The 25930-nt window shown below is 65.3% G+C and carries 24 protein-coding genes and 1 pseudogene; 16 read left to right on the forward strand and 9 right to left on the reverse strand.

Annotation, left to right across the window (positions count from 1 at the left end; all coding sequences use genetic code 11):
- Positions 1-8: 8 nt before the first annotated feature.
- Both ACRVY7_RS01395 and ACRVY7_RS01400 read left to right on the forward strand, forming a co-directional pair.
- Positions 9-233 (forward strand): hypothetical protein, encoded by a 225-nt coding sequence (locus tag ACRVY7_RS01395; protein WP_431815720.1) that lies wholly within the window; start codon positions 9-11, stop codon positions 231-233.
- A 153-nt stretch (positions 234-386) separates the two neighbouring features.
- A complete protein-coding gene (locus ACRVY7_RS01400; protein WP_049699696.1) occupies positions 387-1928 on the forward strand; it encodes a phospholipase C in 1542 nt (513 codons plus the stop codon).
- A 5-nt stretch (positions 1929-1933) separates the two neighbouring features.
- Here ACRVY7_RS01400 and ACRVY7_RS01405 read toward each other — a convergent pair whose 3' ends face one another.
- Positions 1934-3085 carry a TDT family transporter gene (locus ACRVY7_RS01405; protein ID WP_431815721.1) on the reverse strand — a complete coding sequence of 384 codons (1152 nt, stop codon included), beginning with the start codon at positions 3083-3085 and terminating at the stop codon, positions 1934-1936.
- A 224-nt stretch (positions 3086-3309) separates the two neighbouring features.
- On the reverse strand, positions 3310-3630 hold the full coding sequence (locus ACRVY7_RS01410) for a putative quinol monooxygenase (protein ID WP_049699697.1): 321 nt from the start codon (positions 3628-3630) through the stop codon (positions 3310-3312).
- A 154-nt stretch (positions 3631-3784) separates the two neighbouring features.
- On the opposite strand from ACRVY7_RS01410, the gene ACRVY7_RS01415 reads away from it, so the two are divergent.
- Both ACRVY7_RS01415 and ACRVY7_RS01420 read left to right on the forward strand, forming a co-directional pair.
- A complete protein-coding gene (locus ACRVY7_RS01415; RefSeq protein ID WP_270486019.1) occupies positions 3785-5209 on the forward strand; it encodes an aldehyde dehydrogenase family protein in 1425 nt (474 codons plus the stop codon).
- A 102-nt stretch (positions 5210-5311) separates the two neighbouring features.
- A complete protein-coding gene (locus tag ACRVY7_RS01420) occupies positions 5312-6544 on the forward strand; it encodes a class I SAM-dependent methyltransferase (RefSeq protein WP_431815722.1) in 1233 nt (410 codons plus the stop codon).
- Here the strand turns inward: ACRVY7_RS01420 and ACRVY7_RS01425 are convergent.
- Together ACRVY7_RS01425 and ACRVY7_RS01430 are read right to left on the reverse strand one after the other, a co-directional pair.
- Positions 6541-7410: an alpha/beta hydrolase gene (locus ACRVY7_RS01425; protein ID WP_431815723.1), complete on the reverse strand. Its 870-nt coding sequence runs from the start codon at positions 7408-7410 to the stop codon at positions 6541-6543. The genes ACRVY7_RS01420 and ACRVY7_RS01425 overlap by 4 nt on opposite strands.
- Before the next feature lie 80 nt (positions 7411-7490).
- The gene (locus ACRVY7_RS01430) at positions 7491-8324 is read right to left on the reverse strand and encodes an SDR family NAD(P)-dependent oxidoreductase (protein WP_431815724.1); all 834 of its coding nucleotides are present in this window, start codon (positions 8322-8324) and stop codon (positions 7491-7493) included.
- 209 nt (positions 8325-8533) lie between these two features.
- Between ACRVY7_RS01430 and ACRVY7_RS01435 the strand changes: the two genes are divergently transcribed.
- The 4 genes from ACRVY7_RS01435 (at position 8534) to ACRVY7_RS01450 (ending at position 12110) form a co-directional block, all read left to right on the forward strand.
- On the forward strand, positions 8534-9712 hold the full coding sequence (locus ACRVY7_RS01435) for an acyl-CoA dehydrogenase family protein (protein ID WP_431815725.1): 1179 nt from the start codon (positions 8534-8536) through the stop codon (positions 9710-9712).
- 109 nt (positions 9713-9821) lie between these two features.
- Positions 9822-10796 (forward strand): pirin family protein, encoded by a 975-nt coding sequence (locus ACRVY7_RS01440; protein WP_049699703.1) that lies wholly within the window; start codon positions 9822-9824, stop codon positions 10794-10796.
- Positions 10793-11299 carry a MarR family winged helix-turn-helix transcriptional regulator gene (locus tag ACRVY7_RS01445; RefSeq protein WP_049699704.1) on the forward strand — a complete coding sequence of 169 codons (507 nt, stop codon included), beginning with the start codon at positions 10793-10795 and terminating at the stop codon, positions 11297-11299. The genes ACRVY7_RS01440 and ACRVY7_RS01445 overlap by 4 nt, the downstream gene beginning before the upstream one ends.
- A gap of 7 nt (positions 11300-11306) precedes the next feature.
- A complete protein-coding gene (locus ACRVY7_RS01450) occupies positions 11307-12110 on the forward strand; it encodes a pirin family protein (RefSeq protein WP_431815726.1) in 804 nt (267 codons plus the stop codon).
- A gap of 28 nt (positions 12111-12138) precedes the next feature.
- Here ACRVY7_RS01450 and ACRVY7_RS01455 read toward each other — a convergent pair whose 3' ends face one another.
- The 4 genes from ACRVY7_RS01455 to ACRVY7_RS01470 form a co-directional block, all read right to left on the reverse strand.
- Positions 12139-13065, reverse strand: coding sequence for an LLM class F420-dependent oxidoreductase (locus ACRVY7_RS01455; RefSeq protein WP_431815727.1), 927 nt, complete (start codon positions 13063-13065; stop codon positions 12139-12141).
- A gap of 69 nt (positions 13066-13134) precedes the next feature.
- Positions 13135-14130: a cation diffusion facilitator family transporter gene (locus tag ACRVY7_RS01460; RefSeq protein WP_064869373.1), complete on the reverse strand. Its 996-nt coding sequence runs from the start codon at positions 14128-14130 to the stop codon at positions 13135-13137.
- 131 nt (positions 14131-14261) lie between these two features.
- Positions 14262-14948 carry an MspA family porin gene (locus tag ACRVY7_RS01465; protein WP_049699708.1) on the reverse strand — a complete coding sequence of 229 codons (687 nt, stop codon included), beginning with the start codon at positions 14946-14948 and terminating at the stop codon, positions 14262-14264.
- A 37-nt stretch (positions 14949-14985) separates the two neighbouring features.
- Positions 14986-15675 carry an MspA family porin gene (locus tag ACRVY7_RS01470; protein WP_431815728.1) on the reverse strand — a complete coding sequence of 230 codons (690 nt, stop codon included), beginning with the start codon at positions 15673-15675 and terminating at the stop codon, positions 14986-14988.
- 382 nt (positions 15676-16057) lie between these two features.
- Between ACRVY7_RS01470 and ACRVY7_RS01475 the strand changes: the two genes are divergently transcribed.
- The 6 genes and pseudogenes from ACRVY7_RS01475 (at position 16058) to ACRVY7_RS01500 (ending at position 22189) form a co-directional block, all read left to right on the forward strand.
- A complete protein-coding gene (locus ACRVY7_RS01475; protein ID WP_156525546.1) occupies positions 16058-17929 on the forward strand; it encodes an APC family permease in 1872 nt (623 codons plus the stop codon).
- A gap of 219 nt (positions 17930-18148) precedes the next feature.
- Positions 18149-18976 (forward strand): annotated as a pseudogene (locus ACRVY7_RS01480) (ABC transporter ATP-binding protein); the annotation flags it as partial.
- 37 nt (positions 18977-19013) lie between these two features.
- Positions 19014-19820, forward strand: coding sequence for an ABC transporter permease (locus ACRVY7_RS01485; protein WP_431815729.1), 807 nt, complete (start codon positions 19014-19016; stop codon positions 19818-19820).
- A 61-nt stretch (positions 19821-19881) separates the two neighbouring features.
- Positions 19882-20982 (forward strand): sensor histidine kinase, encoded by a 1101-nt coding sequence (locus ACRVY7_RS01490; protein ID WP_431815730.1) that lies wholly within the window; start codon positions 19882-19884, stop codon positions 20980-20982.
- Complete coding sequence (locus ACRVY7_RS01495; RefSeq protein WP_431815731.1) at positions 20979-21593, forward strand: response regulator transcription factor; 615 nt, start codon at positions 20979-20981, stop codon at positions 21591-21593. Before ACRVY7_RS01490 ends, ACRVY7_RS01495 begins: the two co-directional genes overlap by 4 nt.
- 176 nt (positions 21594-21769) lie before the next feature.
- On the forward strand, positions 21770-22189 hold the full coding sequence (locus ACRVY7_RS01500; RefSeq protein WP_064868289.1) for a DUF6764 family protein: 420 nt from the start codon (positions 21770-21772) through the stop codon (positions 22187-22189).
- Between the two features lie 46 nt (positions 22190-22235).
- On the opposite strand, the gene ACRVY7_RS01505 is transcribed toward ACRVY7_RS01500, so the two are convergent.
- Positions 22236-22736, reverse strand: coding sequence for a mycothiol transferase (locus ACRVY7_RS01505; RefSeq protein WP_049699716.1), 501 nt, complete (start codon positions 22734-22736; stop codon positions 22236-22238).
- Between the two features lie 156 nt (positions 22737-22892).
- Between ACRVY7_RS01505 and ACRVY7_RS01510 the strand changes: the two genes are divergently transcribed.
- Positions 22893-24308, forward strand: a complete 1416-nt coding sequence (locus ACRVY7_RS01510; RefSeq protein WP_431816370.1) for an LLM class flavin-dependent oxidoreductase — start codon at positions 22893-22895, stop codon at positions 24306-24308.
- Between the two features lie 21 nt (positions 24309-24329).
- On the forward strand, positions 24330-25826 hold the full coding sequence (locus ACRVY7_RS01515) for a YibE/F family protein (RefSeq protein WP_431815732.1): 1497 nt from the start codon (positions 24330-24332) through the stop codon (positions 25824-25826).
- The last annotated feature ends 104 nt before the right edge of the window (positions 25827-25930 follow it).

Consider the following 25930-nt stretch of genomic DNA (forward strand, 5'->3'; position numbering starts at 1 on the left):
TCGAGGGCATGACGCCTTCGCCGAGTGCCCTGATCCTGGCAGCAGATCAGAGCGAGGTGGCAGTGCTCACGCTCGCCATCGCGCTTTACTCGGCGGGCATTCTCATCGGGATCGGCGTGGGCATCAATGCCGTCAACCGCAAGCGTCGACGCCTCGCCATCGCCATGGCGATATTCGTCGGGGTGCTGGTGGTTGCCGGCGTCGTCGTCGCGGTCATGAGCAGCATCCACTGACGGCCAACCCACTGTCCACCTGGTCGACGCCCTGCGTATGCACGAACACTCAACGGTAGTCACCGAGCGGGTTTAGACTTCGGCGGTTACGCTCTGCCGCGGGGGACGCAGCCCGTTGACCCGACGGTGGAATCGACCTGGTCAGGGGTGTGTATGTCAGAGACGCCGTTCGGTGGTTTGAGTCGTCGCGAGTTCTTGTCGAGAGTTGCCGCGGTCGGCGGCGGCGCACTGCTCACGTCATGGGCAGCACCGATCATCGACAAGGCCTACGCCCAGGCCGACCCTGCGGGCACCGGGTCGCTCGACGACATCGAGCACATCGTGCTGTTCATGCAGGAGAACCGGAGCTTCGATCACTACTTCGGCACCTACTCGGGTGTTCGTGGATTCGGCGAGTCGACGCCGCTGTGGCGTCAGCGCGGCTGGGCACCCGGCGTCGGACCGACCAAGTCGGGATACACGATGCCGTTCCGCCTCGACACCGAGAACGACGCCAACCTCGACGGCGAGTGCATCAATGACCCCGATCATTCATGGGCGGGGCTCCACCACGCCTGGAACGGCGGCCGCAACGACGGTTGGCTCCCGATGTCGATCGATTCGGTCGGCCCGGCCAACGCGCCTGCACTCATGGGCTACTACGAGCGTGAGGACATCCCCGTCCACCGCACGCTCGCCGAGGCGTTCACCATCTGCGATGCGTACCACTGTTCGGTACTCGGACCCACCGACCCCAACCGGCTGTACTGGATGAGCGCAACGCTCGACCCCGAGGGCACGCACGGTGGCCCGCTTCTCGAAACACCAACGCTCATACCCAAATTCGCCTACAGCTGGCGCACCATGCCGGAGAACCTCAGAGACGCGGGCGTGAGCTGGAAGATCTACAACAACAAAGACCTCGGACCGGTCTCGTCGGTTGTCCTCGACGGCATGATGGGCTGTTTCAAGCAGGCGCAGAATCCCAACTCGGAGCTGGCTCGACGCGGGATCGACCCGACCTACCCGAACGACTTCCGCGCCGACGTCGCAGCCAACCGGCTACCCAAGGTGTCGTGGGTCGTCCCGCCGGCGATGGAATGCGAACATCCCGCGCTACCCGCGGCTTTGGGCGCTGTGGGCATTGTGCAACTGCTCGACATTCTCACGTCGAATCCCGCTGTCTGGGAGAAGACCGCGCTGATCATCAGCTACGACGAGAACGGCGGCTTCTTCGACCACGTCGTTCCCCCGACAGCTCCCCCCGGCACCAAGGGTGAGTACGTCAGCGTGCCGAACATCGGCAAGGTCTCGTCGTCGAAAGGCATCCGCGGGCCGATCGGACTCGGCTATCGCGTGCCGTGCTTCGTGATCTCGCCCTACAGTCGCGGCGGGCTCGTCGCGCGCGAAACCTTCGACCACACTTCGCAATTGCGACTCATCGAGAAGCGCTTCGGCGTCGACGTCCCGAACCTGACCGCGTGGCGCAGGCAAACCGTCGGCGACATGACGACGGCGTTCGATTTCGCCCATCGACCGAACTCCGCACGACCCCGCCTGGGCGACCCGAATCCCAAGGCACAGAACGCCCTGCTGAAATGCGGCCCGAACATCGCGGCGGGCACGGCCGGGTACGGCAAGCCGTATCCGGTGCCGCCCAACAGCATGCCGCGTCAGCAGCCCGGCACTCGTAGGTCGCCGAGCGGCATCGTCTGACACGCTCACGCTGCTGCCGGTAGACGTCCGTCGAGAACCGCCGCGACGGTCCGCGTGAACACGGTCGTCCATGCGGTGACGAGAACGCCGAGAAGCAACGCCGCGGCAATGCGAAACATGGTGGAGTCCAATGCTGTTCCCAGTGCTGCCAGGCCGGTCACGCAGGTGCCGATCGGAAAGGTGAAGCTCCACCACGTCAACGCGAACGGCATCGAACGTCGGATGTTGTGCACAGTGACAGCAGTGGCGAGCGCGAACATTGCCACGCCCAGGCCCGTCGCCGCGACCCCGTAACCGAGGCCGAAGATCCGCAAACCCGTTGCGATGGTGTGGGAATCGGACAAGTACCAGGCGAGTGCGGAGTCGGCATGCGCGGCAAGTGAATTCGCCGCCGTGACGGATTGACCGATGACGCCGAGCGTGATCCAGATCGTCGGCGCCGCACACCCGGTGGGCACGGTCCCGTGCACCAGGCGACCATAGATCATCGAGAGCGTGATCAGCCCCAGAAACAAGCTGAGTCCGAACAGCAAGTAGCACAACAGCAGAAAGCTCACTCGCCACTGCCCGGCCGGAACGTGGTCGACCAGCAGCGCGCCCGTCGTCGCCGACACCATCGGCGGGACGACCGGCATCAGCCATGCGGGTAGCGCGACGAGGTCGGAGCGTCGACGATGGCGCGTCATCATGAGAAACGGCACGGCGATCGCCGTACAGACCCCTGCGAGCGTCCCGACCGACCACAGCGCCGCGTCGACGACGACCGCCGCGTCAGTCCCGAGGATCGACGACCCGACGGTGACGGTGCCCGCTCCGACGGTCAGCAGGGCCATCGGGATCGCGCCGTAGAACTGAATCATCACGGGGTCGGCGGCGTAACGTCGTGCCTGCATGGGATGCCGCATCCAATGCACTCCGAACGCCGCGGTGATCACCACCAGCAGCACCGCCGCGAGCAACCAGATAGCCGTCGCGAAACCGCGGACCGCCGAGAGATCTCCGGCAACGCTGATCGCCGACGTCGCCACGATCCCCGTACCCATCACCGCCGCGAACCAGTTGGGCGTGATGTGAGCAAACGCTTCTGCGCGACACTTCGCCGACGACCGGCTCAACGGAACGTCGGTGGCCAGCGGACGGTCGAGGATCTCGGTCATGATTCCCAGCATCCGCGGGCGGCCGACGTGCCGGAAGACGGCTCAGCATTGTGGGGTCACAAGCAGTGCTTGTGGCCCTGCGCGCACACTCGACGAGACGGAGCGCCCACTCGACGCGACGCAGCGCACACTCGACGCGACGCAGCGCCCACTCGACCGCACTTCCCCGTCGACTGGGCGCCTCGTTCAGCCGAGTGGGCGCTGCGTTCAGCCCACTGGGCAGGTCAGTCGACGGCCATCTCGCCGAGTTCCGACCAGCCGTCGGCGTCGACGGTGGTGTTGATGATCGCCGGGGTCGCGACGAGGAACTGCGGGAGGTCGGCGGTCGCCTTCTTGAAGTGATCGCTCGAGACGTGAGCGACGGCGGCGTCGTCGTCGAAGGCCTCGATCAGGACGTACTCGTTGGGGTCGTCGAGGCTGCGTGACCACGTGAACCATTTGTTGCCGGGCTCCGATCGTGTTGCCTCGGTGAACTCGGCAACCAGGTCGGGCCACTGATCTGCGTACTCGGGCTTGATCTGCCATTTGGCGACGATGTGGATCATGCATCCAGCCTAGGTCGGCCTCGCAACACCGTGGAACGGTTGCCATGTCTCATTGTGAGAACAGCGATCGCGGGAGACCGACGGAGAGACGCCTTGCGTCACTCGACGACAGCGAGCGTAACTTGGGTCACACAGCACCACAGGAGGAGAAGCGATGCGCGAGATCACCAAGTTCTACGTCGACGGTCAGTGGGTGGAGCCCACCGAGTTGAACCTCATCGACGTGATCAACCCGGCGACCGAGAAAGCTGCGGGCCACGTGGCTCTGGGCACGGCCGCAGACGTCGACGCCGCCGTGAGCGCAGCGCGACGCGCCTTCGCTACGTGGGGACGCAGCTCCGTCGACGACAGGCTCGCCGTGCTCAACGCCATCATCGCCGAGTATCAGAAGCGCGCAGACGACCTCGCCGACGCCGTCACCGAGGAGATGGGTGCTCCCGCGGGATTGGCGCAGGCCGCACAGGTACCGATCGGTCTGGGACACCTCATGACCGCTGCCGCGGCACTGCCCGAGTACCGCTTCGCGGAGGATCGTCGAACCTCTCGAATCGTCAAGGAGCCCATCGGCGTCTGCGGATTCATCACCCCGTGGAACTGGCCGCTCAATCAGGTCATGTGCAAGGTGGCACCCGCGTTGGCCACCGGCTGCACGATGGTGCTGAAGCCTTCCGAGGTCGCTCCATTCTCGGCCGCGATCGTCGCCGAGATCTTCGACGCCGCAGGCGTTCCCGCAGGCGTCTTCAATCTGGTCAACGGTGACGGACCCGGCGTCGGGTCGGCGTTGGCAGCCCACCCCGGCATCGACATGATCTCCTTCACCGGCAGCACGCGCGCAGGTATCGAGGTCGCGCGCACCGCGGCGCCGACCGTCAAACGCGTCGCGCAGGAACTGGGCGGCAAGAGCCCCAACATCATCCTCGACGACGACGACCTCGCACAGAACGTCGCAGGCGGCGTCGCGTCGGTCATGCTCAACTCCGGACAGTCCTGCAACGCACCCACCCGCATGCTGGTCCCCAACTCACGCCTCGACGACGTCGTCGAGGCCGTGAAGTCGGTCGAACCCTCACTGACAGTGGGAGATCCGACGAGCAAGGTGCGTCTCGGCCCGGTCGTCTCGGAGCCGCAGTTCGAGAAGATCCAGGGGCTCATCGAGCGCGCAATCGACGACGGCGCGACCCCGGTCATCGGTGGTGCCGGTAGGCCGGACGATCTGCCGACCGGCTACTACGTGCGTCCGACCGTCTTCTCCGGCGTAACCAACGACATGGAGATCGCGCGGACCGAGGTGTTCGGGCCCGTGCTGGTCGTCATCGGCTACGACGACATCGACGAGGCCCTCGAGATCGCCAACGACACCGAGTACGGCCTCGCGGGATACGTCTCGGGCAAGGATCTCGACGAGGTGCGTCGAATCGGCGAACGTATCCGCGCCGGATCGATCTCCCTCAACGGAGCGCAACTCGATCCGTCGGCACCGTTCGGCGGCTACAAGCAGAGCGGCAACGGCCGCGAGTGGAGCGACTACGCATTCGACGAGTTCCTCGAGGTGAAGTCGCTCTTGGGCTACGACGCCTGAGCCTGCGTATCCGGATGGGTCACACATGCCCATCCGGATACGCTGTGGGTAACGAAGACTCGGTGACAGTCGCACATTAGGTCGACCCCGCGAGGAGCCCAGATGACCGTTGCCCGTGACATCGCCGACGTGATCGAACAGCACATCGGCGGTGAGATCCCAGTACATCTCACCGCGTGGGACGGCAGCGTCGTCGGCCCGGACAACGCTCCGCACGTCGCCATCTACAGTGCCGATGCGCTCCGTCGAATCATCTGGCATCCAGGCGAACTCGGTGCAGCCCAGGCGTACGTCACCGGCGAACTCGACGTTGTCGACGATCTCGACGACGCGCTCACCCACGTGTGGGAGGTCGCCGCTGCTCGCGGACTCTCCGGTATCCGACCCTCGCCGCGTGTCCTTTTCGACGTCGCGCGACTGGCTCTCCGCTACCGACTTCTCGGCCTCCCCAAAGCTCCACCCGCCAGCCAGGCACGGGTGCGGGGACGTCTGCACTCCCGCGCTCGCGACCGCGCCGCGATCAGCCACCACTACGACCTGTCGAACGACTTCTACGAGCTGATCCTCGACGAGCACATGGCGTACTCGAGCGCCTACTGGACGTCGGACGATCCCGACTACACGCTGGCCGACGCACAGGCGGACAAACTCGATCGCGTCTGCCGCAAGGTGGGCCTGGATTCGGCTGCCGGACAGCGATTCCTGGACATCGGATGCGGATGGGGATCGCTATCGCTCTATGCGGCAGAGCATTTCGACGCACGAGTGGTCGGCGTGACCATCTCGCGCGAACAGAAGGCATTCATCGACGAACGCATCGCGCAGCGCGGACTGGCCGACCGTGTCGAGATACGGGTGCAGGACTACCGCGAGATCCCCGACCCTCCGTTCGACGCCGTGGCGTCGCTGGAGATGGGCGAGCACGTGGGCGAACAGAACTATGCGACGTACGCACAGGTGTTGCGCGACAAGGTCATTCCCGGCGGACGCGTGTGCATCCAGCAGATGTCACGCCCTGAGGGTAGGCATCCCGGCGGCGGGCCGTTCATCGAGTCGTTCATCGCACCCGACATGTACATGCGCCCCGTCGACCGAACCGTGCAGTACCTGACCGATGCCGGACTCCGCGTCGACGACGTCGAGGAGATGGCCGAGCACTACGTTCGGACCGTCGACGTCTGGTACGACACCTTCGAGAAGAACTGGGCACGCGCCGCCGACCTGGTCGGCGACGAAATGGCCCGCGTGTGGCGGCTCTACCTCGTCGGCGGACGCATGGCCTTCCGCGACGGACGCATGGGCGTCGAACAGATCACGGCAACGAGGCCCCGTTAGCCCTGTGCTTGCGTGACGTGCCCCTCGAGCCACCCGAGCGTCGTCGAGAGCACCTTCGCCTGCTCCGGCTCGTTGAAGATCTCGTGGTAGAGATCATCGAAGATGACCAGTGTCTTGTCGTGGGAGCCTGCGAGGCGCTCGACCATCTCGCTGCCAGCCGGATTGGTCAGCCGGTCGGCCGAACCGTGCATCACGAGGAGTGGGATCGTCAGCGAGCCCACGCGGTCGGGGAAGCTCTGCATCGTCGACAGCATCTCCGCGCCCAACCGCGCCGGAATACGTGCGCGCGTCACCAGCGGGTCGGCTTGGTATGCAGCGACGACGTCAGGGTCGCGAGAGACGGCCGTCGAATCCAACGCGATGGTCGGCAGCCAGGGCGCGACCTTGCCGAGAACCTGCGAGACGGCGATGACCGGGCCCGGCATGTCGTCGCCGGGCATCACGGCGGCACCGGAGAGGATCAGTCCGTCGAGTTTGTCCTGATGGTCGAGTGCGTAGTCGAGCGCGATGCAGCCGCCCATGCTGTGTCCGAGCAGATATGTGGGCAGCCCGTCGATCGCGGTCTGCGTGACGACGGTGTCGAGATCATCACTGAATTGCTTGAATGACTTGATACGCAACCGTTTTCCACCGGACCGGCCGTGCCCGAGGTGATCAGGTATCGCGACGGAGAAACCCGCGTCGGTGAACACCTTCGCGACGTGCGCATAGCGTCCGCCGTGCTCGCCGAGGCCATGTGCGACGACGACGAGTCCGCGCGGACTCGCGGGCGTGAGGGTTGTGTAGAAGATCTGCTCACCGTGCTTGCCGGAGAAGGTGCGCTCTTCGCTCGTGACGCCAGGTGTGCCGTCTGCGCTGTCAGCCATTCGGCCATTATTGCTTACCGCGCGGCCCGATCAGCAAGTTCGGGCCAAGCACCACCCGCGCACGTCAGCCACGATCGGCGTCAGACGCCGACCCCGACGAACTTCTCCGATGCCGTCCAGAGCCCGTCGATGAGGTCGCGGCGGCTTGCCTGCTTGTTTTCCCGACCATTGGGCTTGAGACGGTCGAAGTAGACGCCGTTGATCTCAGGGTCGGCACCACGACGCGCCAGTGCGATGAGCGGCTGCGCACCCTGCTCGGGGGTGATCGTTCCGAACCGCTTCAAGGGTGTGCGGTAGAACAAGCCGACGAAGGCCGAGTCCCGGCCGAAGCTGCTGGCAACGACGCCCGGGTGTACGGCGGCCGACACGATCCCGTCGTCGCGCCACCGATCGGCGATACCCCTGGTGAACATGATGTTCTCCAATTTGCTTGTCCCGTAACACCGTAACTCGATCGTGCGTCGTCGCTCGAAGTCCAGATCGGTGAGATCCACGCTGCCCACAAGGTTGCCGAAGCTCGAGGTGTTGACCACCAGCGCGCCACCGTCGGCAGCCAACTGCTCCTTGAGCAGGTTCGTCAGGAGGAACCCGCTGAGGTGATTGATCTGGAGGTTCGGTTCGTGTCCGTCCGCGGTCTTCTGTGCCGGCGAGAACGTGCCGCCCGCGTTGTTGAGCAGCACATCGATCGAACCGACGCGTGCGGCGATGTCGCCGGCAAGAGCGCGCACCTCGTCGAGGCTCGCATAGTCGGCGGTGAACGCCGTCGCACCCACCTCTGCCGCCACAGCCTTCGTCTTCTCCTCCGACCGCCCGACAATGATCAGGTCGACGTCGGGTCCGGCGAGCTCCCGTGCGGCAACGGCCCCTATGCCGTCGCTGGCGCCGGTGATCACGATCGTCCGTGTGTCTGCCACTGAGGTTCCCCCGCTTGTGTCGTCGGGCCTCGTGCCCGAGTGCTTTCCATCAGGTCTACACGGTGTCCCGTCGGGCGTGTGGCATGAGCACACGCCTCACGCGCGCCGGAACCCCACTCCTTCCGACGACTCGACGACGCGATGACCCTCGCCAAGGCGACGCCCCTGATCGGGGGAGGCGCGGTCTCCGCGTTTGATAATTTCCAGACATGACCGCAAGCGAAAACCCGTCCTCCGAGGTCGACGCCGAAGATTTCGAGCAGATCCGCCAACTCGTCCACGACTTCATCCGCACCAAGGTCGTGCCTCGCGAAACCGAGATCATGCAGACCAACGAGGTACCGGCCGATCTGCGTGCACAGGCCGCCGAGATGGGATTGTTCGGATACGCCATCCCGCAGGAATGGGGCGGACTCGGACTCGACCTGACGCAAGATGTCGAGCTGGCAATGGAGTTCGGGTACACCAGCTTGGCGTTGCGGTCGATGTTCGGCACCAACAACGGCATCGCCGGTCAGGTTCTCGTCAACTTCGGCACCGACGAGCAGAAGAAGCAGTGGCTCGAACGCATCGCGTCGGGCGAGGTAGTCGCGTCGTTCGCACTCACCGAAACGGGAGCGGGCTCGAATCCGGCGGGGTTGCGCACCAGGGCAACCCGCGACGGGCAGGACTGGGTGATCGACGGCCAGAAGCGCTTCATCACCAATGCGCCGATCGCCGACCTCTTCGTCGTCTTCGCGCGCACCCGTCCCGCCGATGAGTCGGGCACAGGGATAGCGGTATTCCTCGTTCCCGCAGACACTCCCGGCGTCGAGGTGGGTAGCAAAGACGCCAAGATGGGCCAGGAGGGCGCGTGGACAGCCGACGTCACCTTCGACGGGGTGCGTGTGCCCTCGTCCGCGCTCGTCGGTGGCGATGAGGAGAAGGGCTACAGGGCTGCGATGACCTCGCTGGCCCGCGGGCGGGTACACATCGCCGCCCTGTCGGTGGGGCAGGCGCAACGTGCGCTCGACGAGTCGGTGGCCTATGCCGCCAACGCCACGCAGGGCGGAAAGGCCATCGGCTCTTTCCAATTGGTGCAGGCGATGCTCGCAGACCAGCAGACCGGAGTGATGGCCGGACGCGCGCTGGTTCGCGAGGCCGCCGCCAAGTACGTGTCCGGCGAGGACCGACGCATCGGACCGTCGGCGGCAAAGCTGTTCTGCACCGAGATGGTGGGCAAGGTCGCCGATCTCGCCGTGCAGATCCACGGCGGAACCGGCTACATGCGCGAGGTGCCGGTCGAACGTATCTACCGCGACGTGCGCCTGCTCCGGCTGTACGAGGGCACCAGCGAGATTCAACGTCTCATCATCGGCGGCAACCTGGTCCGCGCCGCGGCGAAGTAGACCCGACAGCGAAGTAGACCCGACAGCGCTGTCGGAATAACGCCGCACCTCGGCAGGTTGACTGAACCAGTTGCTCAGATTTGAGCAAATAACCGACCAGGAGGTTCCGATGCCTGCCATCACCGCCGACACCACAACTCTGCCCCGCCTAACCGCGGCGACGCTCGAGGCCTCCGAACGGCCCGTAAAGTCACTGACCCGTGGTCCCCGCGGATACGAGGGCGAGGGATTCCCTGTGGTCAGGGCCTTCGCGGGCGTTCCAGCCGCAGTCCTCGACCCGTTCATCCACATGGATCAGATGGGCGAGGTCGACTACGAGCCAGGCGAACCGAAGGGCACCGACTGGCACCCGCACCGGGGCTTCGAGACCGTCACCTACATCATCGACGGCCGCTTCCAGCACCAGGATTCCACCGGCGGTGGCGGCTTGATAGAGAACGGCGCCACCCAGTGGATGACCGCCGGTGCCGGCATTCTGCACATCGAGACACCACCGGCTGAGTTGGTCGAGTCCGGCGGTCTGTTCCACGGCATCCAGCTCTGGGTCAACCTGCCTGCCAAGGACAAGTTCCTCACTCCGCGCTACCAGAACCTCGAAGCCGGGAATGTTGCGCTCGTCGCCTCCCCCGACGGCGGCGCACTCGTCCGCATCATCGCGGGCGAGCTCGACGGTCATGCGGGCCCTGGTTCCACGCATACCCCGATCACGGTGGCGCACGCGACCGTCGCGCCCGGTGCGTCGGTGTCCGTGCCGTGGCGTGAGGACTTCAACGCACTCGCCTACGTCCTCTCCGGGCGTGGCACCGTCGGCCCGGACGCGCGTCCGATCGAGCAGGGCCAGCTCGCGGTCTTCGGCAAGGGTGACCGTCTGACGGTCGCCGCCGATGCCGGGCAGGACGGCAACCGTCCCGCCCTCGAGGTTCTCCTGCTCGGCGGAGCACCCATTCGCGAACCCGTCGCGCACTACGGTCCGTTCGTGATGAACACCCGCGAGCAACTGATCGAGGCCATCGAAGACTTCCAGGCCGGTCGCCTCGGCGTCATTCCGCCGGATGCGATCATGCCGCACACCAGCATTCGATGACCGTCAACCACTCGATCCAGAAGGTCGCCGCGTCGAAGGCACAGGCGTGGCGACTCTTCATCGAGACGAGCGCCCGTCTCCAGACCACACTCGACGATGAGCTGCGTGCACACTGCCGAATGTCGTTGGCGGACTACCACGTTCTGTTGATCCTCCACGAATCCCCCGGCGGCCGCGCACGGATGCGCGACCTCTCCCACCGCATGGTGTTCTCGACGTCGCGCCTCTCCTACCAGGTCGACGCGATGGTGCGGCGAGGGTGGCTTCGTCGCGAGGCCGCCCCCGAGGACAAACGCGGTAGCTACGCGGTGCTGACAGACGACGGACGCTCGGCGTTCGCTGCCGCCGCACGCGATCACGGTGCGGCCGTCGACAGGCTGTTCACGTCCGGACTCTCCGACGTGCAGGCAAGCGAACTCGCCGACCTCATGGCAACGCTCACCGAACACCTCGACACCGAAACGTCCACCATCGCAAGTACACCCGCTGACCGAGCGAAATGACGAGATCATGACCGACACGCAGACACAGATCACCGACGCCACGAGCTGGCGCCTCATCCGCGCGGCCGACCGCCATATGTGGAACGACGAGGCCATCGACTCGCGGCAATCGTTTCCCGCCACCGGCAGTTTCGACCTGGCGGCCAACGCGCACGGAATGCTACTGGTCCACAACGACGACATCGTCGACGCGGGCGCAGGTTTCGACACCCACCAGCATCGCGACGCAGAGATCGTGACGTGGGTCGTCGAAGGCGCTCTGCACCACAGGGACTCGCAAGGAAGCGAAGGTGTTCTCACACCCGGCGTCGTGCAGCGGATGTCGGCGGGATCGAGAATCAGGCATTCCGAACGCAACGCGTCGACGCGCGCCGAGAACCAGCGGTTGCGCGTCGTGCAGATGTGGATCGCACCCGAGTATTCGGGCGGCACACCGAGTTACGCGGAAGCAGACGTCAACGAGGCACTGGCCGACGGCGAGCTGGTCACCATCGTGTCGGGACTCGACCGCGACGCGAGTGGGCAGGCATTGACGATCGGCAACAGCTACGTCGCACTGCACGCCGCGCGCCTACTCCCCGACCGCCCGGTCACCCTGCCGCCCGCGCCGTTCGGGCACCTGTTCGTGGTCTCCGGCACCGTCACGGTGTCCGGCCTACCCGACCACGAGACACCCGGCGATCACCTCACCCTTGGCGAGGGCGACGCGCTGCGTACCGCAGGCGCCGCCGCACTGACCGTCACCGCAGACGCGTCCGCCGAGATCCTCTTCTGGGAGATGCACACGTCGTTCGACGCCGCGCACGCCTGACCGCTCAACCAGCGGTCACAGCACGCGATCAGAGTTGCGGCGCAACCGCCGAGGAGAGCAGCTCGAGATGCTCGAGATCGTCGAGGTCGAGCATTTGCAGGTACAACCTTGTGACCCCGATGGCCCGGTACGACTCGATCTTCTCGACCACCTGATCGGGCGTACCCGCGAGACCGTTTTCCCGGAGTTCGCCGACCTCGCGCCCGATTGCGTCGGCCCGTCGTGTGACCTCTGCATCGCTTGTGCCCACGCAGATCGTCAGCGCTGCCGAATACGTGAGTTCGTCGGGTCCGCGACCCGCCGCCGTGCACGCATCGCGCACGACGTCGAATTGCGCTGCGACGACGTCGGTCTTCGCGAACGGCACGTTGAACTCGTCGGCAAACTGCGCGGCCAACGCGGGGGTGCGCTTCTTGCCCATGCCGCCGATGATGATCGGGGGTCGCGGTGACTGCGACGGCTTGGGCAGCGCGGGCGAATTGCTGATCTGAAAGTGCTTGCCGCGGTAGTCGAAAAGGTCGCCGACCGGCGTCGACCACAGTCCGGTGATGATCTCGAGGTTCTCGGTCAGCTTCTCGAAGCGTTCCCCGAGCGGCGGGAAAAGGATCGCGTACGCCTCGTGCTCCTCGGCGAACCATCCCGCACCGAGTCCGAATTCGACTCGGCCGCCGCTCATTTCATCGGCCTGTGCAACCTGGATCGCGAGCTGACCGGGGTGGCGGAACGTCGCCGACGTCACCAGCGTGCCGAGGCGGATCGTCGAGGTCTCCCGACCGAGCGCAGCCAGCGTGAGCCACGCATCCGTCGGCCCCGGGAGTCCCTCGGTGTTCATCGCCAGGTAGTGGTCGGATCGGAAGAATGCGTCGTAGCCGAGGTCTTCGCTCGCCCGCGCGACGCGCAGCAGCGTCTCGTATGTGGCACCCTGCTGAGGTTCGGTGAAGATTCGCAAGTCCATGGAACTCAACCTACGCGTCGCGAACTCGGGTCCGTCCGGCGTGCCGTCCGCTCTGGGGAGGCATCACGCCTACGGCGTGACCTGGCCCGCGGGCACCAGCGACGGCTCGTCGATGGTCGACAACGTGAGGACGGCCTCGACGATGGCCTCCTGTGTCTCGATCTGCGCTTCGAGCCTGCGCAGCCGGAAGGCGACGTCGTGCTCGGCGAGGTCGCCGGTGATATCGACGGCGGCAACCATGTAGAACTCCATCGGACCGACGTACTCCGCGTGGAGATAGGTGACCCGATCGATATCGGGCATCGCGAGCAAACGCAGGAGGATGGCGTCGCGAATCGGCGCCATGGCCTCCTGGCCGAGCAGGAACTCGCTGTTGCGTCGGATGAGGAAGATGGCGATGAAGCCCAACAGCAGACCGACGAGGATCGATCCGAGCGCGTCCCAGACGGCGTTGCCGGTGATCTGATGCAACGCCATGCCCGCAGCAGCGATCGCGAGTCCGACGAGTGCCGCGAAGTCCTCGGCGAACACAGCTCGCAGCGTGGTATTCGACGTCCGGCTGACGAAGCGCAGCGGGTGCATCGACATCCGACGCCCGCCCGCCTTGGCCTGGCGCACCGACTGTATGAACGAAATACCTTCCAGCACTGCGGAGATCGCGAGCACGATGTAGCCGACGAGGTAGTTGGTGTCTTCTTCCGGGTGGACGAGCGCGGTGATGCCGTTGACCACCGACACCGCAGCGCCGACAGCAAACAATCCGAACGCCGCGAACATCGACCAGATGTAGGTTTCTCTGCCGTGCCCGAACGGGTGACTTCTTGTCCTGCCACGGTTTCCACGACGCTCGGCGATGAGCAGAAAGATCTCATTCCCCGAGTCCGCCCAGGAGTGCATGGCCTCTGCCGTCATCGACGCCGATCCCGTGACGATCGCGGCGATCGTCTTGGCAATGGCGACTGCGACATTCGCGACGAACGCGATGACGACGGTGGTCATCGAATCCTGATCGTCGATGGGGGTGACGAGTTGCTCATCGGTCAGCGGCGCATCCGTGTCAGCCATACCCTGATCGTCTCACGGCATGCGAGCACCGACATTCGATCCGGTTACGACCGCGCCGACAGAAAGGACCGCGCGGCGCACCCAGCCGAAGGTGCACCGCGCGGTCGTCGAATCCAGACTCGGGTGAGAGGTTATCCGAGGCTGAAGGGCTTTCCGTAGAACGTCACGATCTGTTCTGCGTTGGGTGTGTTGACGTACACGTCGGCAAACGAACGAGCCTGCGCGTAACCTGCGCAGCCGTTGATCCCGATCTGCTCGTTGGTATAGCTGAGCTTCGCATGGTTGGTGGCCTTGTACCCGACCTTGTTGCTCAGCTTCTGGTTGCCGAAGTCGTCGGCGGACTCGACAGTGTTCACGTAGTAGGCGACCGCCTGGCCCGGACCGACCGACAGCGAGGTTCCGGCGCCCGTCGTTGCCGAACTGATTGCGGGCGGGCTGTCGATATTCGGACCCGGCTTGCCGGATGCGGCACCGTTGCCGCTACCGCTGACACCGGAGATGTTGACCTGGCAGCCAACGATGTAACCCGCCCTGATCTTGATGTTCTTGGCGTCCTTGCTGGTCTTTACTGCGTAGGTAGCCGACACCCATGCGTTGCGGTGCAGCGGCGTTCCGCCGAGCGACGGGTTGATGTTGGCCGTCTCGTTGGTACGGGTCACCGACACAACGGTGCCGTCGCCGAGGGTCTGCTGGTCGGTCTGTGACGGAAGTGCGACGTGGACGTCGGCGTGTGCGATGGCCGGTGCCATCAGGGCGGCGACGGTGGTGAATGCCGCGGGCGCGCCGATGGTGACGAGCCGCTTCAAACTGATGTTCATTTTTTCCCTCAAATGGTTGTGGTCGTGATGAGAGCGGTCAGCCGATCGAGAAGGGCTTGCCGTAGAGGTTGACCTTCTGGTGATCGCTGCCGGTGGTCTCCACGACCGCGTACGAGCGGGCCTGCGCGTAACCGGCGCAGTTGTTGATGTTCAACTGCGTGCGGTCCCAATTGAAGTAGTACGTGCCCTTCTTCTCGATGTCCTTGTAATCGAGCTGGGCAAACACCACCTGACCGGGCGTGAGCGGAAGGCTGAAGGTGCCCGTCCCCGACACCGCACCGGCGGTCATTAGGTTGAGTGTTCCGGTGGCGCCGACCGTCATGGTTCCGACGTTCACCTGGCAACCGACGATGTAGCCCACCGAGAGCGTCGCCGCGGCGCCATCCGTCGACACGCCGCCGGTGCCCGGGTAGGTGGCCTCGCCGTTCGAACCGACACCGTTGTTCGGTCCCGCCTTGGCGTCTTTCAGTCCCGGCGCCTTGAGGACGACGCTTCCGCTCACCCACGCGGTGCGGCCGAGGCCATTCGCCGCGAGAGAGGGCGAGATCTGCGCAGATTCAGTGGTGCGGGTGAGCGTCAGTCCGTCTCCGGTAGCCGTTCCTCCCGGCAAACGAACGAAGGCGTCGCCGTGTGCGGGAGCCGCGGCCATGCCGACGGCGGTCGCGACGGCACCGATGGCCAGTGCGCCAACGGCACCCCGTCGCATCCGTGACTCGTTGGTGGTCATGTAGTCCCCTCAAGATGAATTCATTGCTCGGCTCGCTCGCTCGATCCGCGCGCTGCGCCGGTCGTCGCCCCAGCGGCAACTCCGCGCGAACTGTACTGAGATGACGGAGAACAAAACGTGAACGAAAAACGGCCACAGGGCGGCGTGTTGACCAATTTGTAATCTTTGAATCCGTTGTGCGACAGGATCTTTCGTTTTGTACCGTTTGCACTATCGAATATCGGACAAATGCGGCGTCACGCGATCGACACGAATCCGGACAAGCTTCGCTACACCAAATCACGGTTCGTCCGGTTAGTGTTTCCGAGTGAGTTCCGACGTTTCCGACCACCGAATGCGGCAGTGGCTGCTCTCCGATATCTCACCGGAGCCCGCCGGCCTCATGGGGCCGCACCGCATTCCGAGCGAAGAATCGCATACGCACCGGTGGTGGCAGGTCATGTGCCTGACCGGCGTCGACTATTTCTCGACGCTTGGTTATCAGCCGGGTATCGCCGCACTCGCAGCCGGAACCGTTGCCCCGGTGGCGACGCTGGTGTTGGTCGCACTGACACTGTTCGGGGCGCTCCCCGTCTACCGGTACGTCGCGGCAAAATCGCCCAAGGGCGAGGGCTCGATCGCGATGCTCGAACGGCTGCTCCCCAAGTGGGGCGGAAAGATCTTCGTTCTCGTCCTCCTCGGCTTCGCGGCAACCGACTTTCTGATCACGATGACGTTGTCGGCCGCGGACGCGACCGCCCACTTCGTCGAAAATCCGCTTGTCCCACGCGGTTTCTCCAACCACACGGTCCTGATCACACTGATCCTGCTCGCGCTGCTCGCCGCGGTCTTCCTGCGCGGCTTCACCGAGGCGATCACCATCGCGGTCGTGTTGGTCGTCGTCTATCTGAGTCTCAACGTCGTCGTGATCGCGACCGCGATGTGGCACATCGTCGAGGCTCCACATCTCGTCATCGACTGGCAGTCGGCGATGTTCACCGAGCACGGAAATCCGTGGATGGTGGCCGCGATCGCCGTTCTCGTGTTTCCCAAGCTGGCACTGGGGTTGTCGGGCTTCGAGACGGGCGTCGCGGTCATGCCGCAGGTCGACGGCTCACCGGCCGATCCACCCGATCATCCGATCACCCGCATCCGTGGCACTCGACGCCTCCTCACCACATCGGCACTGATCATGAGTGTCTTCCTCATCGCGAGCAGCCTGGTGTGCACCATCCTGATACCCGAGAACGAGTTCCAGCCCGGCGGCAAAGCCAACGGTCGTGCGCTCGCCTACCTCGGACACGACTACCTCGGCAGCGGTTTCGGCACCGTCTACGACATCAGCACCATCCTCATCCTCTGGTTCGCCGGGGCGTCGGCGATGGCCGGTCTGCTCAACCTGGTGCCGCGCTACCTGCCGCGCTACGGCATGGCTCCTGACTGGGCTCGCGCCACTCGCCCGCTGGTCGTCGTCTTCGCGCTCATCGCCTTCGGGGTCACCATCTACTTTGACGCCAACGTCGACAAACAGGGTGGCGCATACGCCACCGGTGTGCTGGTTCTGATGACGTCCGCGGCCATCGCCGTCACGCTCTCGGTACGCAAACGCAGGATCCGACGACTCACGCTGATGTTCACCACGATTTCGGTGATCTTCATCTACACCACCGTCGCGAATATCATCGAACGCCCCGAAGGTGTGCAGGTGGCCGCATTCTTCATCGCGGCGATCCTGATCGTGTCGTTTGCTTCCCGAATCAACCGATCGTTCGAATTGCGAAGTGGCATCATCACTTTCGACGAGACAGCACAACGCATCATCGACGAGGCTGCGGCCTCCGGCGAGATACAAATCGTCACCCACGACCCCGACGAACGGTCGCTGCACGAATACCACGACAAAGAACTGCAGCAACGCGCCGAAAGCCACATTCCCGACGCCGATCAGATCGTGTTTCTCGAAGTGAACGTGACCGACTCGTCGGAGTTCGCCACCGACCTCCTGATTCACGGACGCTACCGCGAAGGTGGATACCGGATCCTCTGGGTCGATTCGGCTGCGGTGCCCAATACGATCGCGGCCACGTTATTGGCCATCCGCGAACAGACCGGAATCGTTCCCAACGTGTACTTCGAGTGGAGCGAGACCAACCCGCTGCTCAACCTCCTCCGGTTCTTGTTCATCGGCGAAGGCGAGGTCGCGGCGGTCACGCGAGAAGTCGTCCGCCGAGCCGAGCCGGAGATCAGCCGACGGCCGATCGTGCACGTCGGCTGACTCCTGACCCGGGCATCCGGGCCCGACCCATGACGCTTGTCATGGGCGAAACATGACATCTGCTCTGTGTGTGGGCGCGCCCGCGGCGCGAGTCTTGATGTCATGAACAACACCGATTCCACCGCGATTCGCGCAGCCAGCTCGCCGCAGACCGTGCCGGCACTCGTTATCGACGGCGTCACGAAGACCTTTCGCAGCGGCAACGGTTCGCAGCTCACCGCCGTCGACGACCTCAGCCTGACGATCCGCCCCGGCGAGGTCGTGGCCTTCCTCGGGCCGAACGGAGCAGGTAAGACCACGACACTCGACATGGTTCTCGGTCTGACACAACCGGATTCGGGCACCGTCGAGGTGTATGGCCTGTCGGCCAGGAAGGCAGCGCGGACCGGCCGCGTCGCCGCGGTTCTGCAGAGCGGCGGTCTGCTCCCCGACTTCACAGTCGAAGAGACCATGCGAATCATCGCGGATCTGCATGGGCGCACGCGCGACGTCGAATCAGCGATGGCACGTGCAGGCATCGCGGAGATCGCCGGGCGCAAGGTTTCCCGATGCTCGGGCGGCGAGCAGCAACGTCTCAAGTTCGCGTTGGCGACGCTGCCCGACCCCGACCTCATCGTGCTCGACGAGCCGACGGCCGGGATGGACGTGGAGTCACGGCGTGCCTTCTGGTCGGCGATTCGTGCTGATGCCAGCGCAGGCCGCACCGTCGTCTTCGCCACCCACTATCTCGAAGAGGCCGACGACTTCGCCGACCGCATCGTCATGATCTCGCACGGACGCGTCGTCGCCGACGGTTCGACGGCCGAGATCCGCAACGTCGCAAGTCGACGTGTGGTCTCGGCGATCATCGACGACACCGCCATTGCCGCCGTGGGTGCGGCGATTCCCGATCTCGAGGTGGTCGAGCGCCGGGGTGGACGAACGTATCTGTCCGCCAACGATTCCGATGCCCTCGCGCGGTGTCTCCTGACCACCACCGACGCACGCGAGCTCGAGATCGCGACCCACAACCTCGAAGACGCCTTCATCGCGCTCACCACCGACTGACCACCCACACCCCCGCACACCGAAAGGCTCGAGAACCATGAACGTGCATACCGCCGACGCACCGACCACGACGGCGTCGGACTCCCTTCGGGGGTTCTTCGCCTCACCCACCTATCTCCGCCTCGACATCCGTCGTGTCATGCGCAACCGTCGCGCGATGATCTTCACCGTCGTGATGCCCGCCCTGCTCTACCTCGTCTTCGGAGCAACCCAGACGACAAGCGATGCAGTGGGATCCGGCAATGTCGCCTTCTACGTTCTCATCGGCATGGCCGTCTACGGGGCGATCCTCGCTGCAGCGACGAATGCCGCGTCGGTGGCGATCGAGCAACAAGCGGGGTGGACGAGAACGCTCATGATGACGCCGCTGCAACCCGCGGGTTACGTGGCAACGAAAATCGGTGTGGCCCTTGCGATGGGGGCACTGCCGATCGCGGTGCTCTGCATCGCCGGAATCGCCACCGGTGCGCACGCACCCTTCGGCATCTGGATCGCATGCCTGCTGCTCGGATGGATCGGGGCGTCGGTGTTCGCGGCGTTCGGCCTCGCAGTCGGCAGCCTCATGCGGTCCGACGGGGCGATGCAGGTGATGGGTGGCGTACTGGCGCTCCTCGCCTTCGCAGGCAACGTCTTCGTTCCGCTCAAGGGAACCATGCTGACCATCTCCCAGTTCACCCCGATGTTCGGAGTGGTGACCCTGGCGCGCTACCCCCTCGACCACGGCGTGACGGTGTACGGGACGCATATCGGACTCTGGGTCGCGGTCGCCAATCTGGTCATCTGGGCCGCAGTGTTCTCGGTCGCTGCCGCGGTCTTCTACAGTCGCAGTACACAGCGCCAGTAAGCGCGCGAGACCAACAACGGACCAGCAGGAGAACACCGCCCATGACGATCGGGAGTGCGTGATGGTACGGCGGTTCGGCTCGGCCGGCGCGGTGACACCCTGGCGCAATCTGCGCTGGGTGTTCACCGCTGTCTGGCTCATTTTTCTCGCATACCCCATCGGCGCCGTCGCGACCTCCGACCATTCCACCGCGACAAAGGCGATCGGATTCACCCTCCTGACCCTGTTCGCACTGTCCTACCTGTTGGCGAGCGTGTACCTGCTCACCGGCACGGCAGAGACCGATCTGCGCGGCGTGCCCTTGTTCGTACTTCTCGTGCTCCTCATGGTCGGGCTGTTCCCGATCATCGACGAGAACGCCTTCGGCGCAGCGCCATTCCTGATGGTCGTCGCCGCGTTCTGCTTTCCGACACGATGGGCACTGATCTGCGTCGCCGCCGTCGTTGTCGCCTCGGTCGCCCTCCCCCGCCTCTTCGGGTGGCACACCGATGCCAGCATCGTGCTCGTCCTGCTTGCCGTCGGACTGACCATGCTCGGATTTCGATTCGTCGCGGTGCGCGAGGGCGAGCGCGAACGCGAGGAGGAGCGTCGACGAGAACTCAACGCACGACTGGCCGTCGTCGCGGAACGCGAGCGCGTCGCCCGCGACGTCCACGACATCCTCGGCCACTCGTTGACGGTCATCAGTGTGAAAACCGAACTCGCACAGCGGCTCATCGAGCTCGACCCAGAACGCGCGCAGCGAGAACTGGGTGAGGTCAATCAGTTGACCCGCGATGCGCTCGCGCAGGTGCGCACGACCGTCGGACGCATACGCACACCGGATCTGCCCGACACCATCGCCGGGGTCGACAGCGCGTTGCACGCGGCGGACATCGTGGCAACGTTGCCTGAGCCGACGGTCGACACTCTCCACGCCGAACTCTTCGCCTGGGTATTGCGCGAGGCCGTCACCAACGTCGTCAGACACAGTGGAGCACAGCACTGCGAGGTGCTGATTGACGGATCGTCGATGTCGGTTCACGACGACGGACGCGGTCTCGGCGACGCCGAGCACGGTAACGGGTTGCGCGGCCTTCGTGAGCGCGTCGAATCCGCAGGCGGCACAGTACACTTCGACTCTGATTCGACGGGAACGACAGTGCGGGTGCAGATCTCATGACCGACTCGATCCGGCTACTCCTCGCCGACGACCAGGCTCTCGTCCGGGGCGCACTGGCCGCACTGCTCGACCTCGAACCCGACCTCGACGTGGTCGCCCAGGTCGGCCGAGGCGACGAGGTGGTCGAGGCCGCCCGCGCATCCGACGCGCAGGTCTGCCTACTCGACATCGAGATGCCCGGAGCCGACGGCATCGAGGCCGCTGCGGCGATACGCTCACAACTTCCGCAGGCGCGTTCGCTGATCGTGACCACGTTCGGCCGTCCGGGTTACCTCCGTCGCGCGATCGACGCGGGAGCGTCGGGATTCGTCGTGAAAGACACCCCCGCTGCCCAGCTCGCCGATGCCGTCAGACGTGTGCACGCGGGACTGCGCGTCGTCGACCCGACGCTCGCGACGGAAAGCCTTGCCAGCGGCGAGAATCCGTTGACTGCGCGCGAAACCGATGTGCTGCGCGCCGCGATGTCGGGCGCGACGGTCGCAACGATCGCGGCGCAGGTCCATCTCTCGGCAGGCACCGTGCGCAACCACCTGTCGTCGGCCATCGGGAAGACCGGCGCGAGCACACGCGGCGAGGCCGCGCACATCGCGCGCGATCGCGGCTGGATCTGACACCTCTTCCCCGCAGAAAGTTGCAGCCCAAGGGCCTCTCACATGTACCGGTACGTACGGAGGCCACAGGGGGCGCAGTTTTCTGCGCGTCGGTTCCCATCCGCGGCCCGCACCTGCTCCGAATCGCTGATGCTCGTCCACCGACATACTTCATCTACCGATACAAGGAGCTTCACATGCGGAACACAGCCCGAATCGCATTGGGTGCACTGGTCGCAACAGCAGGCGCGGGAGCAATCGCATTCGCCGCGGCACCCGACGCCGCTGCCGCACCGACGATCTGTCCGGCCCTGCCGGGACAGAGTTCGACAATGCCTGGCTGCACAGCGGATTCCGGACCGACAGGACTGAGCTTGGCGGTCGTCGACAACGGCGGCACAGCGTCGTCGAAGGCAGACAACTATGCCGGTCCCGCGGCAATTGCGGTGGGCCCCAAGGCTTCCGTGACGATGACCGGTATCAAGCCGGGACTTGCGATCGGCATCGCCGGACCGGGCGCCACCGTCGTCGTCGACGGTAAGAACGGACCCACCTGCACCGGTGGAACCTCGTTCGCGGGCGACTTCCAAACCCTCAAGGGCTGCTGGAAGCCCTGAGCCAGAACGTCTTTCACTCACCTATGACCGCCAGCGCCGGGCGGTGTTACAGGTGTAACCCTCGAAGATAGGCAGCCTGCCCGAGGTGCTTCGCGTCGTCGTCGACGATGCTGACCAGGCGCACACCGAGCGTAACGGGAGGGTCCCAGCGATCGTCCACGATACGGTCGAGGTCGGCATCGTCGAGCGTCGCGAGGTAGGCGACCGATGCGTCGTGCGTGGCGTCGTAGTAGCCGAGCAGCTGGTCGGGTTCGGCTACTACGCGCCGCGTCTCCTCGGGCGACTGCCCATAGCCGGTGGCCTCCTTGCCGAACGGCAGAGCAAAACTCTCGTACCACCCATCTCTGGTCCAGACCTGATCGAAGCCTGCGACGTCGGCGATCTGCGCGTCCTGGACTCGCGTGAGGTGCCAGATCAGCCAGGCAATGGTGTTGGCCCCTGGCGCCACCGTGAGGCCCAGTCGCTCTTCGTCGATTCCGTCGAGGACACCGTGGACCCCGTCCTTGATGCGGCTCAATCCGTCGAGGAGAACTTCCGAGGCATTCATGCCACTCATTCGTACCCCTTTGGCCCGCGGTGCGCACAAACCTGGCGTAACCCGGTGTCACGCCGGACGATCGGCCGAGTGTCTGACAGTCATCACTCATCCGCCCCGAGCTCGCGATCGACCGCACCGCGACCCATCCGGTTCAACGCATTCGACATGAACTGCGTCGCGCACCAATCCCCCGGCCTCTGGCGTCACCCCGCTGACCGATCATGGGACTACAACACCCTCGACTACTGGGTCGACCTCGCCCGACTGCTCGAAACAGGCGGATTCGACGGCTTGTTCATCGCCGACGTACTCGGCACCTACGACGTCTACGCGGGCACCGACGAGGCCGCGATCAGGCAGGGCGCGCAGATTCCCGTCAACGACCCGCTGCTGCTGGTGTCGGCCATGGCGCATGCGACGCAGCACCTCGGCTTCGGGATCACCACGGGCACCGGATTCGAGCATCCGTATCCGTTCGCGCGCCGATTGTCGACGCTGGACCATCTCACCAAGGGCAGGATCGGCTGGAACGTGGTGACCGGCTACCTGCCGTCGGCCGCGCGCAACATGGGCGACGACGATCAGCTCGCGCACGACGACCGTTACGACCACGCCGACGAGTACCTGACCGTGCTCTACAAACTCTGGGAAGGCTCGTGGGAGCGCGACGCGGTACTCCGCGACCGCAGCTCCGGTGTGTTCGCCGACCCGTCGAAAGTCCACCACGTCGGACACCGCGGTAAGCACTTCACCGTGCCGGGCATCCATCTGTCGGAGCCGTCGCCGCAGGGCTCACCCGTCATCTACCAGGCGGGAGCCTCACCTCGCGGACGACGCTTCGCTGCGCAGAATGCCGAAGCCATCTTCGTCGCGGCTCCCACCAAGCAGATCCTGCGCGAGACCGTCGCCAAGATCCGCGACGAACTCGTCATCGCGGGTCGCGATCCGTACGACGCACGGATCTACACGCTCCTGACAATCATCACCGACGCCACGCCGGAGGCCGCACGCGCCAAGGCGGCCGAATATCAGCGACTGGCCAGCGACGAGGGCTCACTGGTGTTCATGTCGGGCTGGATGGGTATCGACCTCGCGTCGTATGACCTCGACGAACCGATCGGCAACGTGGCGAGCAACGCAATCCAGTCCGCGGTGGCCGCCTTCCAGCAGGCATCCGACACGGGCGAGCAGTGGCGGGTGCGCGACATCGCGGCGTGGGGTGGCATCGGCGGTATGGGTCCCGTGCTGATCGGGTCCGGCGACGAGGTGGCTTCAGCCCTCCTCGAATGGGCCGCCGAAACCGACGTCGACGGCTTCAACCTCGCGTACGCCGTGACGCCCGGCACCTTCTCCGACGTCATCACCCATGTGGTGCCCGCGCTGGAACGACGAGGTGCCTACGAGCGGGAGTACGTGCCGGGCACGTTGCGCAACAAGCTGTTCGGACGAGGTGATCTGCTTCCGGCCAACCACCGCGGAGCGTCGTACCGTGTCGGGGGCGCGGGATCGACCATCGACGACTCGGTCCGCGACGCGGCAGCGCGAGTCGGTACCGACACGGTCGGTGCCGCAACGCGCTGACCCGCCGCCTAAGGTGGCGGGGTGAGTCGCGATTCCGGACCCCACCGCACGCACGTCGGACACTCGCACAGTCATTCGCTGTCGGAGATCCCGGCGGCGTTGTCTCCGTTCGCGAAACGATTCGTCGTCGTCACCCTGACGATTGCCGGAATCGCCGTCATCGTCGGGATGGTGATGCTGTGGCCGTCAGGTGGGAGCCATCCGATTCCGCCGCAGTTCCGAGGCGCTGACGGCGGAGCGATCACGACCGTTTCGGGCAAGGTGGTCGGACAATCACGTGGCCCCTGCCTCAACCAACTCGTCGGAACCGCGCAGGATTCGCCTGACTTCGGCACTACGCCGACTCCGAACGGCCCGTGTATCGAGAACACCGTCAAGCTCGAATCGGGAAGTGACTCAGGCAAATACACATTGCTCGAGATCCCGACGAATCGGGCGCAGGCCGGCAGCGGACCTGACAGCGTCGCGCCCGACCCGTCGACCCTCGACGAACCGCAGGCGGGCCAACCGTCGCTGTCCCCCGGCGACGCCATCCGGCTGAGTACCGTGCCCGGGCCCGACGGCGCTCCGCGCTACACATTCTTCGACTTCTCGCGTGGGATACCGACGCTGATCTGGGCGGTGCTGTTCGTGGGCGCCGTGGTCCTGGTGGCGGCCTGGCGTGGCCTGCGGTCCATCATCGGTCTCGTCTTCGCCTTCGCCGTGCTCGGCGTGTTCACCCTGCCCGCGATTCTCGACGGCGAGTCGCCCGTCGCGGTGGCCGTGGTGTCATCGGCCGCGATTCTCTTCGTCGTTCTGTATCTGGCGCACGGCATCAGCCTGCGGACGAGCTCTGCGCTTCTGGGCACGCTGAGTTCACTCGTGCTCGCAGGCGTGCTGAGCTGGCTCGCGATCAGGACCATGCATCTCACCGGGTTGTCGGGCGATCAGACCACCAACCTGCAGGTCTACCAGGGCAGCATCTCGATCAGCGGCCTGCTGCTCGCCGGATTCATCATCGGCACCCTCGGCGTTCTCAACGACGTCACGATCACCCAGGCGTCAGCGGCATTCGAACTCGCGGGCGCGGGAGAACCGACCCGCCTCGCAACTTTCCGGGCAGCGATGCGCGTCGGCCGAGACCACATCGCCAGCACCGTCTACACCCTGGTCTTCGCGTACGCGGGCAGCGCTCTACCGTTGCTCCTGTTGTTCTCGGTTGCGCGGCAACCCTTCTCGTCTCTGCTGACCACCGACGCCGTCGCCGTCGAACTGGCCCGATCTTTCGTCGGCGGCATCGCCATCGCGCTATCCGTGCCCCTGACCACTGCGATCGCCGCCGCCCTCACCTATCCGACGCCCCGCGCGGCCGAACCGGAAGTCCACACGACGCCGCGCGCCGCCGAACCGGAAGCCCGCGCGTCGCGCCGCGCGGTAGAGCAGGAAGAGCGCCAGGCGCACGAGCCTCGGACGCCTGTGCGCGGGAGGAGCGTCCCACCTTCGCCGCCCCGCTCGGGCCGCCACTCCATGCCGGAGTGACACCGCCGACTGGGCGCCTCACACCGCCGACTGGGCGCCTCACACCGCCGACTGGGCGCCTCACACCGCCGACTGGGCGCCTCACACCGCCGACTGGGCGCCTC

Source organism: Gordonia jacobaea (assembly GCF_965344965.1).
GTDB lineage: Bacteria > Actinomycetota > Actinomycetes > Mycobacteriales > Mycobacteriaceae > Gordonia > Gordonia jacobaea.

Bases quoted from the DNA above. Each gene is read 5' to 3' on its own strand.
- ACRVY7_RS01395 (WP_431815720.1), top strand. From the start codon at position 9: ATGACGCCTTCGCCGAGTGCCCTGATCCTGGCAGCAGATCAGAGCGAG.
- ACRVY7_RS01400 (WP_049699696.1), top strand. From the start codon at position 387: ATGTCAGAGACGCCGTTCGGTGGTTTGAGTCGTCGCGAGTTCTTGTCG.
- ACRVY7_RS01405 (WP_431815721.1), bottom strand. From the start codon at position 3,085: ATGACCGAGATCCTCGACCGTCCGCTGGCCACCGACGTTCCGTTGAGC.
- ACRVY7_RS01410 (WP_049699697.1), bottom strand. From the start codon at position 3,630: ATGATCCACATCGTCGCCAAATGGCAGATCAAGCCCGAGTACGCAGAT.
- ACRVY7_RS01415 (WP_270486019.1), top strand. From the start codon at position 3,785: ATGCGCGAGATCACCAAGTTCTACGTCGACGGTCAGTGGGTGGAGCCC.
- ACRVY7_RS01420 (WP_431815722.1), top strand. From the start codon at position 5,312: ATGACCGTTGCCCGTGACATCGCCGACGTGATCGAACAGCACATCGGC.
- ACRVY7_RS01425 (WP_431815723.1), bottom strand. From the start codon at position 7,410: ATGGCTGACAGCGCAGACGGCACACCTGGCGTCACGAGCGAAGAGCGC.
- ACRVY7_RS01435 (WP_431815725.1), top strand. From the start codon at position 8,534: ATGACCGCAAGCGAAAACCCGTCCTCCGAGGTCGACGCCGAAGATTTC.
- ACRVY7_RS01440 (WP_049699703.1), top strand. From the start codon at position 9,822: ATGCCTGCCATCACCGCCGACACCACAACTCTGCCCCGCCTAACCGCG.
- ACRVY7_RS01445 (WP_049699704.1), top strand. From the start codon at position 10,793: ATGACCGTCAACCACTCGATCCAGAAGGTCGCCGCGTCGAAGGCACAG.
- ACRVY7_RS01450 (WP_431815726.1), top strand. From the start codon at position 11,307: ATGACCGACACGCAGACACAGATCACCGACGCCACGAGCTGGCGCCTC.
- ACRVY7_RS01455 (WP_431815727.1), bottom strand. From the start codon at position 13,065: ATGGACTTGCGAATCTTCACCGAACCTCAGCAGGGTGCCACATACGAG.
- ACRVY7_RS01460 (WP_064869373.1), bottom strand. From the start codon at position 14,130: ATGGCTGACACGGATGCGCCGCTGACCGATGAGCAACTCGTCACCCCC.
- ACRVY7_RS01465 (WP_049699708.1), bottom strand. From the start codon at position 14,948: ATGAACATCAGTTTGAAGCGGCTCGTCACCATCGGCGCGCCCGCGGCA.
- ACRVY7_RS01470 (WP_431815728.1), bottom strand. From the start codon at position 15,675: ATGACCACCAACGAGTCACGGATGCGACGGGGTGCCGTTGGCGCACTG.
- ACRVY7_RS01475 (WP_156525546.1), top strand. From the start codon at position 16,058: ATGGGGCCGCACCGCATTCCGAGCGAAGAATCGCATACGCACCGGTGG.
- ACRVY7_RS01485 (WP_431815729.1), top strand. From the start codon at position 19,014: ATGAACGTGCATACCGCCGACGCACCGACCACGACGGCGTCGGACTCC.
- ACRVY7_RS01490 (WP_431815730.1), top strand. From the start codon at position 19,882: ATGGTACGGCGGTTCGGCTCGGCCGGCGCGGTGACACCCTGGCGCAAT.
- ACRVY7_RS01495 (WP_431815731.1), top strand. From the start codon at position 20,979: ATGACCGACTCGATCCGGCTACTCCTCGCCGACGACCAGGCTCTCGTC.
- ACRVY7_RS01500 (WP_064868289.1), top strand. From the start codon at position 21,770: ATGCGGAACACAGCCCGAATCGCATTGGGTGCACTGGTCGCAACAGCA.
- ACRVY7_RS01505 (WP_049699716.1), bottom strand. From the start codon at position 22,736: ATGAATGCCTCGGAAGTTCTCCTCGACGGATTGAGCCGCATCAAGGAC.
- ACRVY7_RS01510 (WP_431816370.1), top strand. From the start codon at position 22,893: ATGAACTGCGTCGCGCACCAATCCCCCGGCCTCTGGCGTCACCCCGCT.